This window comes from Peribacillus frigoritolerans, from assembly GCF_040250305.1.
In the GTDB taxonomy this organism is placed as follows: domain Bacteria; phylum Bacillota; class Bacilli; order Bacillales; family DSM-1321; genus Peribacillus.
On sequence record NZ_CP158190.1, the window covers coordinates 4,616,606 to 4,632,468 of the forward strand.

The window sequence follows — 15,863 nt, forward strand, 5'->3', positions numbered from 1 at the left end:
CAACCCCCATATATGTAAGTTTAAAACTAAGCAGTAAATTTCATTTTGTCTTTTTAATATGTTCGCTTTATTTGAATTGACCCTTGGTAATTTTATGAAGTGTTTTTGCAAAAATAGTTTTCAACACAAAAAGGGCTTCCGATGCTGATAAATATTGGGAGCGTTAGTTGGAGTAAACACAGCAGTACTGCTGTCTGGATTATAAAAAAAAGCAAACCTTATGCAGGTTTGCTTCCAGTTTTGTTGACAAAAGGGGTTCTATCTAAAATTTTAAACATAGTTGATTGGAGCGGGTGTACGAGACTCCTGCGGGAATAGCGAGTCCAAGGGAGACCCCACAGGCGCAAGTGCGCCGAGGAGGCTCCCGGACCGCCCGCGGAAAGCGAGTGCCTGGAGAGAAAATCAACGTCCAATTTGTACAAGCAAAAAAAACTGTAGACAAACCTTATGTAGGTTTGCTTCCAATTATAGATATGGAACTTATTTCTTCAAATGATATGGCACTGTCGTAACAACCACATTTCTTTTATAAAGTAAGTAGGCGCGGATCAGTAAACTTGATTGGTTATGAAGTATATTGTGCCAGCCCTTCTTCGGAATGAATTGGGGGATGATCACCGTAACTTTATAATTGGATTCACTAGCCTTATGTTCAACTGTGTCCACAAATTTAGTTAGTGGCTGAATGATACTTCGATAATAAGAATTCAGTGTAACGAGTCTGACATCCGGCTGCCATTTTTCCCACTTTTCTTCGAATTTCTTTTCGTCTTCTCTTTCAAAAGCGACATAAACGGCAATGACCTGATGTGCAGATAGAGATTTTGCATAATTTAAAGAGTTCTCAACCACATGAGTTATACCTGCCACAGGTACAATAATGATATTTCCTTCAATTGGTAAGATCGGCTCGCATGTTGTAATCCTTAGTTGGTCACCAACTGCTTCATAATGCTTTTTAATTCGATGAAAAATTAAAATGATGATAGGTAAAAAAATCAAAACAGGCCAAACCTGAGTAAATTTGGTTAAAAAGAATATCATCGTGACGATAAAGCTAATTATGGCACCAATTGAATTAATGGTTAATTTCATCATCCAGCCTTTTGGCTTTTCGCGAACCCATTTAACAATCATGCCAGTCTGGGACAACGTAAATGGAATGAATACCCCTACCGCATAAAGCGGAATGAGATTTTCTGTATGTCCTTCAAATGCGACTATCAAGATGATGGATGCAAGTCCCAGTATGATGATTCCATTGGAATACCCTAATCGGTCCCCTCTGATCGTAAACGCCCTTGGTATGAATTTATCCTTTGCCAGGTTCACCGCAAGCAGAGGGAAAGCCGAATAGCCAGTATTGGCCGCAAGTATCAAGATCAAGGCAGTCGTACCTTGAATGAAGAAATACATGAAATTCCGTCCAAAGATCTCTTCAGCAATCTGGGAGACGACCGTTACCTCTGCGCTCGGAACAATGCTTAAATAATAGGCTAAGAATACAATTCCCGAAAATAATACAGCTAGCAATGAACCCATCGCTATTAAAGTTTTCGCAGCATTATTCGGGGCTGGATCTTTAAAGTTCGGGATTGCATTGGAAATCGCTTCGACTCCTGTCAATGCGGAGCTTCCTGATGCAAATGCTCTTAGCAGTATAAATAAACTGATGCCCGCGACCGGAGTCCCGATTGATGCGTGCAATTCCGGTGAAACTCCTCCCGTCAAAATCTTGTAAATTCCAACACCAATCAAGATGAACAATGCTAAAACGAATAGGTACACCGGATAGGCCAAAACAGAGGCCGACTCCGTAACCCCCCGAAGGTTCAGGATTGTAAGTAGAATCACGAAAATGATGGCTATGACCACATTATATGAATGCAGGCCGGGAAAAGCGGACGTGATTGCATCCGTACCTGCAGAAACACTAACAGCCACAGTTAATATATAATCGACCAGCAAAGATCCTCCGGCTATCAGCCCTGGATTGACACCTAAATTGTTTTTTGAAACTACATATGCCCCCCCGCCATGCGGATAAGCGAAAATGATTTGTCTATAGGACAAAATCAAAGCAGTTAACAGAATCAATACCCCGATCGCGATAGGGATTGAATACCAGAATGCTGCAGCACCGACCGTGATCAGAACGATCAATATTTGCTCCGGTCCATATGCAACCGAAGACAAAGCATCAGAAGATAATATCGCCAAAGCCTTTGTTTTGTTAAGCTTTTGTTCACCAAGTGCATTTGACTTTAAAGGTCTCCCTATCAAGAACCTTTTTATAGAAGATAACATCAAGAATTCACCACCATAGTTAATTTATAAGTTTATGTTGCCCAGCTGTAGCAAAAAACAAGACGAAACACAAAAATGCCTACAAGTCATAGCTAAATAGACCTGTAGACATTAATTTTTTTGTCTAACAAGCTCCACCTTCCTTCTCATATAACGCTTACGAGGTTAGCTGTCGGATTCGGACCTAAGAGTAGCCCTACCTTTTAAAAAGGATTCACCCCTTGGATTGTAAACAATCCCAATAACGGGTCCCCCGCACCATAAGGTTTAAGCGATTTAGAAATATGAAACTGTTGATTATCATACTCCCGTGAAATGGAAAAGTAAATGAAAATTTTGCTCAAAAATAAAATATTATTTGTAAGTGAGGTTTTGTTCTTGACGTATAGAACATAAGTCTTCCAAACTCATGGATTTGAAGGAAGGATAAGAGGTAAATAAACGGTTAAAAAGAAAATAATCAAGGAGTCAATGAACAAAAGGTGGTCCGAAAGGGTAAAATGATCAGCCACATGGAGATGGCGAGGCGAAATTAAACAGATCTGCCCCAGATTGGATAGTCATTAATTCCCGTCCAATCGGGGGCATTATTCAACTGATCCACCCTATTAGTTCCTTCCTTCTTGAATTGGTCTCAAATTGCTTTTTTTAAAGACAAAGTATTTCTGGCCAAGATAGTTAAGTACTGTATAACAGATTGTTCCTATCAGCACAGCCACATTTTGTTGTATGGATAAAGAAACGGATCCTTCCAGTGATTCTGCAATGGCTTGGCCTATAGAATAAGCGGCGGAATAACAAATCAGGATGACGCAAAAGAAACGGGCAACTCCTCGCCGCCATTCTATATCGCTTTTAAAAGTAAAAGTCCTGTTCAAAAGAAAACTCGTTACAGCTCCCGTGCCATTGCCGAAAAAGGTGGAGACCCAGTAAGATAATTCAAGAACATTCATGAGAAAAAGCATGATGGAAAGTCCAACCGCTGTATTGACTATTCCAACCAATAAAAAGCGGATAAAGGAGTTAGTGTGTTTTAGATAGTTTTTCAATACTGTTCCGTTCATTGTCTAGTTGCTCCCGTTTTGTTAAATCGAGCGGATTAAATAAATCCAGATCAACAATATATTTAGGCCGGCGTTTGGATTCATTATAGATTTTACCGATATATTCCCCAATCAAGCCGACAGCAATCAACTGCAGTCCGCCGATCAACCATATGGAGGTGATTAATGAGGTCCAACCAGTTTCGGTCTGTCCATAAAACTTTAACCATAAAAAGTAAGACCCAAAGAGTAAGCTAATGAAAAAGGAAAGACATCCTAGCCATAATACAAGCCGGATCGGTGTAACCGAAAAGGAAGTAATGCCATCAAGCGCAAAAGCAACCATTTTCTTAAATGGATATTTCGTTTCACCGGCCAATCTTTCTTTTCGGTCATAATAAACATTGTCCGTCTTAAACCCAATGAGCGGAACAATCCCCCGTAAAAATAGATTCGTTTCATCAAATCGTTCCAACTCCGCGATTGCCCTTTTGCTCATTAGCCGGAAATCGGCATGATTATAGACAAGGTTAACCCCCATCTTATTCATCAATTTATAAAAACCAGTTGCAGAGGTTCGCTTAAAAAAAGAATCAAGGTCCCTTTTCTGGCGGACACCATATACGATTTCACATCCTTCATTGAATTTCCGAATGAATTCAGGGATGACTTGAATATCATCCTGTAAATCTGCATCAATGGAAATCACACAATCCGAGGCTTCCTTGGCTGTAAACAAACCTGCCAGGAGTGCATTTTGATGTCCTGCATTCCGGGAAAGCTTTAGCCCGCGAACAAATTCATTATTGATCGTTTCCTTATAAATGATCTTCCAAGTTTGATCTTTGCTTCCATCATCAACCAGCAGAATTTTACTTTGACCAGAAACAACGTTTTCTTCGACTAATCCCCTCATCAATCCACAAAGCTGGGAAATGGTATCCTGCAAAACGCTTTCTTCGTTATAACAAGGTACAACAATCGTTACTATCGGTGAATTCATTCAATTCCCCCCTTTTCACATGACTCTGTATAAATAAATTTTCCATACGCTTCCTTTTTCCGTGAAAACCTTATCTAGCACCAATCCGTTTTCTTTCGCGTTGTTGATTGGGATGGCAGAAAATATATACTTGCCGCCTAATCCTTTAAACGCATCCATTTTAAGGTCCAAATTTTCCAGCTCTTTCTTCGAGCCTTTCTTGAACATATAATGCTTCCCAAGCTCATCGGTAAATAGGTAACAACGTCCTCCCCATTCATCAAAGTAGATTTTGATGTTTTTATTCTTAGCCAATTCGTTTTCAATTATTTGACGAAATTGATGTTTGTAAGAAAGCGGATAGAAATTGTTATAGCTATCGAGCGTGTAAAATCCATTAAATTGTGCGATTGCAGGATGCAGCCCAATGCTAGCAACACGATACTCTTCCTGTGGACGGTCAATATGATCTTTTATTTCTTGAAAAAGGCTTTCTGAATAGAACTCTTTGAAAGATGGTTTTTTATTATGAGTGATTTCTTCATTGAAACCCATTAAAATCATTATTTGAACGGCGATGAAAATAGAAAGGGTTTTCTTAGCATAGTCGCTGTGTTCCCAAATGATTTTTATCGCGAGGGCAAACCCCAAGTAAATCACCATCGGCCTTAAAAAGTGAAATCTGGCAAAATTAAAAGTATCCAAGGTGTGAAACCTTTCCGTCAAAGGAAGCCATCCTTTATAAAACCAAAATGCGTACCACGCTGAGAGCATAAAATTCAAGCTGAATAAAAAAACATATACCTTTTCCTGTCTCCACAGTTTTTTGGTCAGAATGATATAAAGGGCAAAGACTGTAATCGGCAGGATGATAAGCGCATGTACAGTCATGACATGCGTATGTCCAAGAACGAAATTTTTGAAAGTAAGCTGTATGACCCAATCGAGCGGCAGCCTAGCGTGAAAATATTCATCTCTACTATTTGGCTCCGAATCAAAAATGAATGAAGACACCAAACGATACTCCACCAAGCCAAAAATGAAGGTCATGTACACGATCGAAAGAAGGAACGTTATATTCCACCCTTTTCTCCTGATCACATCCGTTAGCCAAAGAAAGCCCATTGCAACAAGGAAAAAGAAAAAACCAAGCACGATGCTTGAATAAAGCGGTAATAGTGTAAGGACCAAATAATTCTTCCACGAATGGTCCTTGCTGCGAATATTCAAAAAAGCCCAAAGTGCAAGCGGCATCCCAAGTGTACTGAGCATTCCCGATGGCCAAAATGGGGTAAGGGCAAAGGCCAAGGATGTTCCAACCCTTATCCAACCTGATTGGCTTCCTGTAACCAAATGTTTCTTTAATAAGATATACATACCCAAGAATGCAATAAATCTTGTTAATGCCTGGCTTATTGCATATGCAACCATTGTCGGAAAAAGTGAATGAAGCCACACGATAATACTGAACTCACTGCCAAAGGCATTTCGGGGCAGACCATTCATGATTTGGGGGATTTTGGCGTCTATCGCACCGAATAGCTCACCGCTTTCTGAAAGGACTTTATACCAGGCAAGGTTGGAATCTAAATTATCATGTACGCGAATATGCGCATTTTCTCCAAGGATGAATAAAGGAGAAAGATATAAAACAATGACGAGTAAGGCAAAAAGGATTTGTTTTCTCTCTTGTTTTTCAATTGGCAAAATATACACCTCTTGACCAAATTCATATATCCATAATATTTGCTTCAAAGGTAAATCTATTCTTTTTCAGGGATTTATTTTAACCTTTTTTGATATAGGTCAACCAATGGCCACATAAAATGAAGGGTAGAACAAAAAGCGTATAAAAGAACCTTAAAAAGGGGCTGGGCTATGATAAAGAAAGCGGTGATTCCAGCAGCCGGTTTAGGAACACGATTTTTACCTGCTACGAAAGCTCAACCAAAGGAAATGCTGCCGATTGTCGATAAGCCGACCATTCAATATATTATCGAGGAAGCGGTTCAATCAGGGATTACAGATATTATCATCGTTACGGGTAAAAACAAACGTGCCATTGAAGATCATTTCGATAAATCCATTGAACTAGAAATGCTTCTGCAAATGAAAGGTCAAAATGAGCTGCTTAAGATCGTGGAGAACATTTCCAACATGGTGGATATCCACTATGTAAGACAAAAGGAGCCTTTAGGTCTGGGCCACGCAGTATTATGTGCCAAAACTTTTATCGGAGACGAACCTTTTGCCGTCCTGTTAGGGGATGATATCGTGGATAGCCAGGTTCCAGCTTTGAAGCAGTTAATGGAGCGGTATAACAAGGTTCAAGCGAGCATTATCGGATGTAAGGAAGTGTCACCTGCCGATGTCTCCAAGTATGGGATCGTAAATTTCCAAGAACGATATGAGGATTTATTTCTGGTAAGAAACTTAGTGGAAAAGCCTAAAGTGGAGGATGCACCTTCAACACAGGCGATTATTGGCCGATATATTTTATCACCTGAGATTTTTGAAATCCTTGAAACCGTACAGCCCGATCGGAAGGGGGAGATCCAGCTTACCGAAGCTTTAGACCTTTTGTTAGAAAAGGAACCATTATACTCGTATATCATCGAAGGAAATCGATATGACGTCGGCGATAAATTCGGCTTCCTTCAAGCTTCAATAGATTTCGCCATGAAACGACCTGAACTTCGTGATCAGCTAATATCATATTTAAGGCAGCTGTTCCCTTAATCAAGTATATAACCAACGCCCAATTGCCTAGAGGTGACTGGGCTATTTCCACATTGGATTCACCCCTTTGGTGGTAACATTTCCACGTACCATAATCTCTAAGCTAAATATAACTGTCTTTTATCAATGCTTCCATGAAATGTAAATGCAAGTGAAAATGTTGGACAAAGAAAGAATAATTTATTAAAAGTGAGGTTATGTTGATAACGTATCCTTCATTATTTATCCAAAAACTATATTCAGAAAGGGTTGTACATGCATAAAAAAACTAATAATCCAATAATATCAGATGAATTCTTAGATCAAGTGGTTAAGGAAATCAATGCAGAATTTGGCGGCCCCATTAATGAAAAAAATGATCGTTTCCAACATAGGGACGATGAAGAAAGAAGAAGTTAAATCCCCCATCATTAAATCTAAAGCTTTCCTGAAAAATTCTGGCTCTATTCAGCCAGAGTTTTTTTATGGCTATCTTAAGTAGCTTTTTTTCTTCATAGAATTATCCGCCCTTTCTTTAACGACTTGTCCAAACCAATTTAGCTGATCCTCATAGAATGATTACATGTAATTATTTTAAAGAAAGGGGAAAAACCACATTGAGCCACGCTGATGATGGACATCACTCTCGGGATAATCAGCAAGACGATGTTCAGCATGGAATTCAAGGATGGGTATGAAATTGTTGGAAACCGCTTTAAGAATTCAAGCCAAGCTTTTCAGTGAAGTGAATAGCATAATCGGTCACGGGACCCCCAAGCCTGAAGACTTCATGAAATTACCATACACTCAAAATATCATTCATGAAACACTTCGCCTTGACCATCATGAAGTAACCCCCCTTCCATCCCTTACACTCAGACCCAAGAGTGGACTGCGCATGGTGATAGAAGAAAGAGATGCAGAAGCCTTCGAACCTGGCGCATCCAATTTTTGAAGTAGGCTCTTTTCGTAAAGATTGTTGTTTTTAAAACGAAACTATTTAAGGTTGATTGGAGCGGAAGTGCGAGACTCCTGCGGGAGCAGCGGGACAGGTGAGACCCCACAGGCGTTTACGCCGAGGAGGCTCACCGCCCGCCCCGCGGAAAGCGAGCATCTGGAGGGGAAATCAACCACACCGCACTACTTAGTAAATAGCAACAAAGTATGCGAAAACAGCTTTGAAGTAAAAAGAATGATCTCATATAAACATAACATTCGTATTGGTTCGATTAACGCCTAAGACTGAGTGGCCTATTCTTTTAGAAAGGAGGGATGAAAAAATGTATATGCTCCATTCACCACGGAAGGGAATCATCCACACTGAATTGCACTATTTAGGGATGGCCTCGCAGGTATATACCGGTTATTTGGAATTTCTAAGCGAAATTGAACCAATACAAGAAACCGAATACCTACAGCCGCCCCCTCTCCCCTTTTTATATGAAAACGGATAGTCTCGTTAGCTTCTCCCGCTTCGTACCTTATATTAAAAGAAAAACCGACCTTAAATGGTCGGTTTTTTGTTATTCTGCAGTATGTTCCTTACCCCTTGCCCCCGCAGCCGCAAATGCTGGCTCCAACAATCACTAATAGGATAAACAAAATGCTATAAAGAAGAAGCGTCCGCCAATTCCAAAACCGCCATCTATCCATTTCCTTATCCATTTTTATTGAAGGACTTGAACTGATTACATCATCATATTCACTACCAAACAAATGCCATTAATAATGGAATTAAACAGAATTATTTTTCTCTCCTTTCAATATGTATTTTAAAGAATGCAGAATTGCCTAGCGCTATTCGTTAAATTAAATTCGATTCCAGCCCTAAAAAATCACCTATCAGTTTTTTCCTTTGATTCATTTCATAAAATCCAAATATATTAAGATAATAAAAACTATTCCATCTTTGCTGATTAGAAATCTATTCCAGTTTACCTGCCTAAATTGACATTTTTCCGATTCATGATATATTAATATAGTACTTTAGTACGTGAAAGCGTTCAATAATAGAAGAACTTCCTAGTTTTACTGATAGACTATTTTATTAAAAGGAAAGGCATGAATAAAATGGAGAAGACTCATCAAGATTTAAAAAAGGGCCTATTGCCGAGGCATGTCCAGTTCATTGCTTTAGCCGGAATGATAGGAACCGGGATTTTTAAGGGGAGTTCCGATACATTAAATATGGCAGGTCCAAGTGTTGTAATAGCTTATTTAATAGGGGGGCTATTGTTATTTATTGTAATGGCCGCATTAGGGGAGATGGCAACCGCTTTTCCAAATTTAAATGTACAGCATCTCATTAATAAAGCTTTTGGGTTTCAACTATCCTTCATTGTCGGATGGCTCTATTGGTTCAATTGGATTATCGTAATCATTGTTGAAATAGTCGCAGCCGGCAGTTTTCTACAATATTGGTTTCCTACAGTACCATTATGGCTGTTAAGCATACTTTGCGCTTCAGTAATAATAGGAATTAATTTGTTTCAAGTAAAATACTATGGAGAACTCGAATTTTGGTTTGCAGGAATTAAAATAATAACCTTAATTGCCTTTATTATTTTAGGAGCTTTGATCATGCTAGGACTTTTTCCTAGTTCGGCTTCATTTTCTAATTACACGGTACATGGTGGTTTTTTCCCCCAAGGAATTGACGGAATGTTAAGTGCACTTTTAGTGGTAATGTTTTCATATGGGGGTGCAGAATTAATTGGTGTAGCCGTCACGGAAACAAAAGATAGTCAGCGAGTCATACCAAAAATCATTAAAGGAACAGTATGGCGGGTGATTCTTTTCTATGTCTTGCCGATACTTATTATTTGCGGGGTAATACCTTGGGACCAAGTAAGCACTGAAGTAAGTCCTTTCGTTCAGGTTTTCAGCTTATCGGGTCTTCCCGGAGCCGCCGATATCATGAATTTCGTTCTTTTAACCGCTGTCTTATCAGCTGCAAATTCAGGTATATACGCTACCTCAAGGACACTGTTCACTCTTTCCCAGAACGGGGAAGCGCCCAAGGCATTTTTAAAAACAACGAAAAAGGGTATTCCGCTTAATGGTATATTTTTAACTACATTATGCATATTGGCTGGTGTGTTTTTATCCTATTTGTATCCCGACCTGATTTTAAGCTACCTTATGGCCATTCCTGGATTCACGGTTTTATTATTATGGATCAGTATTTGTTCCGCGCAATTGAAGCTGCGTAAGCAATACATTGGCAAACCAGGATTCCGGGTAAAATGGTACCCATATTCAACTATATTAGCCATCACGGCATTAAGCATTATCTTTTTGGCATTTCTCTTTAATAAGCAAAACATCATTGGGACCACAGTATGTCTTGTCACATTAGTGATATTTATCCTTCTTTCTTTTATTGTCAAACAAAAAAAATAAAAATATTATCCCCCCCTGACTTTAATAGGGACTTCAGACTGTAGGCAAACTCGATGAAAATCAAGTTTGCCTACAGTCTTTTTAGTGCTAGAACAATTTGAACGTCGACCATGATTTTAAAACAAACTTGGGTTACGCCTTTGGGGATGAAACCCTCTTTGGATTGAAGAAATTTGCGACACCCCTACCGAATACCTGGCTAACCGAGACCCTGCTGGATGCTTGCTTTGATGAGGCTTGGCAGACAGTCGGCGGAAAGGGAGCGGATTTCTGAAATTTATTTCTGAAGAATAAAAGTGAAACAAATTTGGATTTAAAATACTCGTTTGCTCCATTTTCAACATACATATGTTAAAATAACCAATGACCCAATCATCCTACAAATTAGAGGTGTGTATATTGACCATATCTAAAACAAATCGATTATCACTTGTAGAGCAAGTGGTTTCCCAAATCGAATCGTTAATCGAATCAGGTGAATGGAAAATTGGAAATCAAATTCCCCCTGAAATGGATTTGATCCAACAGTTCGATGTAAGCAGAAATACATTAAGGGAAGCTGTACGATCACTTGTTTATGCAGGACTTTTAGTAACGAAACAAGGAAAGGGGACATTCGTAAGGTCATCTAGTGCCTTGGGGGCAGCATTTGAAAGAAGGATCCAGCAGTCAAGTTTATTAGAAACGTTAGAGGTCCGTCATGCCCTTGAAAGAGAGGGTGCTCAGTTAGCGGCATTAAGACGTAATCAAGAAGATATAGAACGATTGCGGTTTCATATATCAGCATGCAGTAAAGCTGCCGAAGCAAAGGATATCAAGGCTTACGAAGAAGCCGATATACAGTTGCATAAATCGATTATGGGTTCATCACATAATGATTTATTGATTGATTTGTACGAACATATGGAACACTCCCTGTATGAATCGATCCATCAGATAGTGGAGATGAGTTCTGATGTGAACTTTCATTTGAACATTCATTGCAAACTTGTAGATGCCATCATCGAACAAGATGTGAACCGGGCAATCCAAACAGTGAATGAATACATTGCACAATTCAAAAAATCTTTAGAGTAAGTAAGGAGGAGATTATGGGCATTCATCAAGCGGCAAATCAACTAGAACAAACAAAAATGGATATTAAACCCAGAGTTGGACTACTCATCATCGGAATCATTCTTCTTGGGGCAAATCTGAGGGCTCCCTTAACATCGGTTGGCCCCCTTGTCACTTCGATCCGGGATAACTTGGGAATATCAAATACATTATCAGGTTCATTAACGACACTGCCTTTGCTTTCCTTTGCTTTATTATCACCGTTTGCACCTAGGATAGCACGGCGTTTTGGAATGGAGCTTACGCTTTTCCTTTCCTTGATATTACTAACAATCGGAATTGGGATACGCTCAGTTGGCGGAGTGCCGACATTGTTCATAGGGACCATTTTAATCGGGTTAGCCATTGCAATAGGCAATGTATTGTTACCAAGTCTGATTAAACATAACTTTGCCAGGAACATCGGTTTGATGACAGGAACCTATGCTGTTTCCATGAATTTATGTGGCGCAATAGGTTCCGGGATCAGCATTCCCCTTGCTTCTTCATCGGGGTTGGGATGGGCTGGTGCCCTTGGATGTTGGGGAATTTTATCACTTATTACAGTTTTCTTATGGATGCCTCAAATAAGACGGCCATTCAACTCAGGTAAGGATGTACAAACGGCACAAAAGGATAAAAAGATTAACTTATGGCGTTCTGGTTTAGCCTGGCAGATTACATTCTTCATGGGTTTGCAATCGTTCATTTTCTATACAGTAATTACCTGGATGCCGGAAATCCTGGAGCAAAAAGGCCTGAACGCTGATGAAGCTGGTTGGATGCTATCCATCATGCAGCTTGCAGTCATTCCAATAACATTCCTTGTGCCAATTTTAGCTGGTCGCTTACAAAGTCAGCGTTTGTTAGTGGTCCCACCTGTCGTCTTCCTTATTGCAGGGATATTCGGCATATTATATGGAAGCACTCTCTTCATACCAGTATGCATGATATTGATCGGGATTGGAGTTGGAACCATATTCAGTTTATCGATGATGTTCTTTAGTCTTCGAACACAAAGCACCCATGAGGCGACGGAATTATCAGGAATGGCTCAATCATTCGGGTACCTCTTAGCTGCCATTGGACCAGTATTATTCGGCTTGCTTCATGACATTACACACAGCTGGACAGTTCCCTTATTGATGTTGGCCGTAATTTCGGCACTTATTTTCATTGTTGGAATGCGTGCAGGAAATAATGAATATGTAACTACTCGATAAAGCCAGTAAAGGTATAAAAGGTCCTAAACGGCCATGGCCCCGGTATTGTACCGGGGCCATTTACATACCAGCAACTGATAGCAGTACGAGAGTTTCTATTTCGTGATTATAATTTCGAATAAAGAGAATGGTCTGTGGTTTAAAATTGAGAAGGAATGTATGGCGTTCTCGCTTCGGTCATTTCGTGGCTCCCTTATCTTTAGTAAATTATCAACCTTAAACTCTGTCAGATAAGTAAGTTTCACCTTCTCCTTTTGGAGAAAAAAGAAATGACCTAGGCTTAGACGAGGTAAATTTATTTGCTGCATATTACTGTTCATTATCAGTGGGGTCAAGTACAAAGTGAATAAATGCCTTAAGAATGATCTCAATCAATGTCTTCTTCAAATGGATATAAAATATTAGGATTTAAGCCATACCGATCAATGAAATTCTTTCGAGTGAACATCTTAATTTCTTTTAATTCAGAGGGAGTTGGAAATGAAGAAACTTTATATACAGGAATGTGTTCAATATTAATTAACTGCCCTAAATCTGTGGTTATTAAGATATCAAATCCATTTTTTCTGAAAAGTGAGTCTATATCGGAAAAATCCATTACATAAATATTTAGCTTGTTTCCGAAATGATGTTTTAATACCTCACGAATATAATCTTTCTCTACATATGATCGGCAAATTAATGCAGTCTCTATAACCATTTGGTTTTGTTTTCTTAAAATTGAAGCTTGGACCAACATGAATATCTCTAATATTTCTATATTTTCAAAGGAAATAGCAAATTCATCCGATATGTGTTGTGCTATTTCTTCAATGATCACAAATAATTCATTATTCTCAAAATAAGGAACGAATTGTAAAATATTATTTATTCTCGTATCCGTTTTTAACTGTAAGTCAAACGATATCCCACGAAGAGTTTGCGCAAATTCGTACATGAAAATATCATCCTGAGAAACATCCAGCCCAATTTTCTTTGATAGATTACTTAAAAATTGACCTAAAGGCTTACCGCTATCCGAATTAAGTTTGGAACGAATATACCGAAGTTCTTGGGTACGATTTAAAGACATTTCTTCGCTCATAAAATATAAAGAAAAAAATAAAATTTCTGAAATCTGTTTCTCCCTATTTGGACATTTCACCATGAATTTAAATAGTTTCTTTGATATTTCGAATGCTGTGGATGTTTCATTTTCATCTATAACCACTTTTGGGAATGTCACAAAACAATTATGGGTTATTCGAATGTTGGAGATATGAAGGATTATCGCTAGTCTTTGTATGGCACCCATGTGTAAAGAAGTTGAATGTTCCTTCAATAGCTCCAATAAAGTGTCTTGAAACTCCTTAAGATTAAAGGAAGTAATGAAATCATTTAAATTGCCGGACATATACTCTACATACTGCATGATGAATCTTCTAATCTTTATTTCATCCCCAACAATTTTAAACGGACTATTTGATAATTGAACTTCGGCATTTTTTAATACTTCTTCTATTTTTTCTAACTGTCTGTACACTGTGGAGCGACTAATATGTACTTTTTGAGTAATATATTTTATCGTTACTCCATTGTTAAAAAGAATTAATTCCAAGGTTTGAAAATAGGTGTTTTCACTTTTAAGATGAAACCAAAGTTCTTCTAAAGTGCCATTTTTAGGTTTCATTAACCTTACGCCCTGCACTTCATTCTTATCAATTTTCCATTCAGGCGGAAGACTTGAACTCATATGTAATATATCCCGCCATAATGTGCTTTTTGAATAACCTGTTTTTTTTGATAGCTCCGTTAAACTACACCAGTTATCCTCATAAAATAAATGATACAGCAGTTTTGAATAGCGGTCAGTAAATCGATTCATACAATCACCTTTAACTTTATTGATTTTCATATCTTTTCTTACTAAAACTATTAATATATCGATTGAGCATTAATACCTAATATTTATAATTCCCCCACGCTTTTTTTTAAAGTAACAGAAAATACACACTACTTACTACCCAAATTTACCATAATTTTATTCCTGCGTCGTTTCATATGTGGTATGTGGAAATCAATTATTGAAACTTATCTTTGATGTAACAAGCATGACCCGTCGAATACTATCAACAAGCTATGTATAGTTGTAAGGTTTAAAATGTAAATGCAGTTATTAAATAACCCAAATTAACAATGACGCATTTCATTTTAGAAACAATTTCTTTTGCATTATCAATCGTTAAGCAATAATGGTTTTCTTTACAGCATCATGTGTTCTGAACAAAAAAAAACACCTCATTCTTTTATAGAGGATTTAAGAGAATACACCTTAAAAGAATGCAGTGCTAACTATTTAAATGAGCAACGCCTCAAAAGCAGTGCTCCATGTAAAAAATCGGTAAAGAGGTTTATGAAAATGAAATTCATAGAAGGCATCCATCTTGAGGAGGAAGAACAAATTATTCATAGGTTTAATACAATCCCCAACAAGGTTCAATAGAATATTGAAGATATCGTCTTTATGTTGATGTGATAAATCAAGAAAAAGACTGTGTAGAATTGCAACCTCTACTCAACAATTTTCATAAGGGGAATGTAGATTCTCTACATAAGCCGGGTTAGTCTTTATCAAATGGGATATATGCGCTAATTCGAATTTCTTATGCTTAGCGTCAAAGGAAAGAAGCTCGGCTTTTAAATCATTCCTGTAGATGTAAATAATTTTATATTCCCTTGATTTATAAATAACTTTATCACCAATCTTCATAAGCACGCTCATTTCTAATGTAGATTTAAAAAGGCTCCCAAAAATGAAATCATTTTCAAAAGGTAAGGATTTATATGGGGATATTCATCCAGGATCTTTCTTTTTTAAAATGATGGTATGCAGTTCTATCGCTTTTATATTTTCAACCAGTCTTTTTCTTGTAATCTCAATCTCTCTGAAATTCAAACCATTTCGGTTATTGGATAAACATACTAAATTGTCGATATCTTGATAAATCTGATTAAATGTAATTCTCATATTTGGTTTGCCTCCTTTTCATTGTAAGGAAGGTGAATTATTTTTTAACCGGGCTTTGGTATATCTGCTAAATGTGACTGCATGCA

The 15,863-nt window shown here is 38.1% G+C and carries 13 protein-coding genes and 1 riboswitch; of the genes, 7 read left to right on the forward strand and 6 right to left on the reverse strand.

The annotated features are described in order from the left end of the window. Window positions 1-480: 480 nt before the first annotated feature. The 4 genes from ABOA58_RS22775 to ABOA58_RS22790 form a co-directional block, all read right to left on the reverse strand. Complete coding sequence (locus ABOA58_RS22775; RefSeq protein ID WP_350302948.1) at window positions 481-2,307, reverse strand: APC family permease; 1,827 nt, start codon at window positions 2,305-2,307, stop codon at window positions 481-483. A gap of 138 nt (window positions 2,308-2,445) precedes the next feature. Continuing rightward, a riboswitch (cyclic di-AMP (ydaO/yuaA leader) is annotated at window positions 2,446-2,591 on the reverse strand. Between the two features lie 324 nt (window positions 2,592-2,915). Further along, window positions 2,916-3,371: a GtrA family protein gene (locus ABOA58_RS22780; protein WP_305162039.1), complete on the reverse strand. Its 456-nt coding sequence runs from the start codon at window positions 3,369-3,371 to the stop codon at window positions 2,916-2,918. Then, entirely contained in the window at window positions 3,331-4,353 is a 1,023-nt protein-coding gene (locus ABOA58_RS22785) for a glycosyltransferase family 2 protein (protein WP_350300145.1), read from the reverse strand. The genes ABOA58_RS22780 and ABOA58_RS22785 overlap by 41 nt, the downstream gene beginning before the upstream one ends. A gap of 15 nt (window positions 4,354-4,368) precedes the next feature. After that, window positions 4,369-6,039, reverse strand: a complete 1,671-nt coding sequence (locus ABOA58_RS22790) for a DUF6044 family protein (RefSeq protein ID WP_434547749.1) — start codon at window positions 6,037-6,039, stop codon at window positions 4,369-4,371. A gap of 171 nt (window positions 6,040-6,210) precedes the next feature. Between ABOA58_RS22790 and galU the strand changes: the two genes are divergently transcribed. The 7 genes from galU (at window position 6,211) to ABOA58_RS22825 (ending at window position 12,770) form a co-directional block, all read left to right on the forward strand. Next, on the forward strand, window positions 6,211-7,071 hold the full coding sequence (gene galU, locus ABOA58_RS22795; protein WP_350300146.1) for a UTP--glucose-1-phosphate uridylyltransferase GalU: 861 nt from the start codon (window positions 6,211-6,213) through the stop codon (window positions 7,069-7,071). A 255-nt stretch (window positions 7,072-7,326) separates the two neighbouring features. Further along, a complete protein-coding gene (locus ABOA58_RS22800; RefSeq protein ID WP_350300147.1) occupies window positions 7,327-7,470 on the forward strand; it encodes a bacitracin ABC transporter ATP-binding protein in 144 nt (47 codons plus the stop codon). 274 nt (window positions 7,471-7,744) lie between these two features. Next, window positions 7,745-8,005, forward strand: a complete 261-nt coding sequence (locus ABOA58_RS22805) for a cytochrome P450 (RefSeq protein ID WP_350302950.1) — start codon at window positions 7,745-7,747, stop codon at window positions 8,003-8,005. 1,115 nt (window positions 8,006-9,120) lie between these two features. Continuing rightward, window positions 9,121-10,452 carry an amino acid permease gene (locus ABOA58_RS22810; RefSeq protein WP_350302951.1) on the forward strand — a complete coding sequence of 444 codons (1,332 nt, stop codon included), beginning with the start codon at window positions 9,121-9,123 and terminating at the stop codon, window positions 10,450-10,452. Window positions 10,453-10,549: 97 nt separating this feature from the next. Then, window positions 10,550-10,726, forward strand: coding sequence for a hypothetical protein (locus tag ABOA58_RS22815; RefSeq protein ID WP_350300148.1), 177 nt, complete (start codon window positions 10,550-10,552; stop codon window positions 10,724-10,726). 125 nt (window positions 10,727-10,851) lie between these two features. Continuing rightward, window positions 10,852-11,529 (forward strand): FadR/GntR family transcriptional regulator, encoded by a 678-nt coding sequence (locus ABOA58_RS22820; protein WP_350300149.1) that lies wholly within the window; start codon window positions 10,852-10,854, stop codon window positions 11,527-11,529. Between the two features lie 56 nt (window positions 11,530-11,585). Next, window positions 11,586-12,770: a CynX/NimT family MFS transporter gene (locus ABOA58_RS22825; protein ID WP_350302952.1), complete on the forward strand. Its 1,185-nt coding sequence runs from the start codon at window positions 11,586-11,588 to the stop codon at window positions 12,768-12,770. A gap of 367 nt (window positions 12,771-13,137) precedes the next feature. Here ABOA58_RS22825 and ABOA58_RS22830 read toward each other — a convergent pair whose 3' ends face one another. Both ABOA58_RS22830 and ABOA58_RS22835 read right to left on the reverse strand, forming a co-directional pair. Continuing rightward, entirely contained in the window at window positions 13,138-14,664 is a 1,527-nt protein-coding gene (locus tag ABOA58_RS22830) for a BglG family transcription antiterminator (RefSeq protein WP_350300150.1), read from the reverse strand. 939 nt (window positions 14,665-15,603) lie between these two features. Continuing rightward, window positions 15,604-15,777 carry a hypothetical protein gene (locus ABOA58_RS22835; protein ID WP_350300151.1) on the reverse strand — a complete coding sequence of 58 codons (174 nt, stop codon included), beginning with the start codon at window positions 15,775-15,777 and terminating at the stop codon, window positions 15,604-15,606. Between the last annotated feature and the right edge of the window lie 86 nt (window positions 15,778-15,863).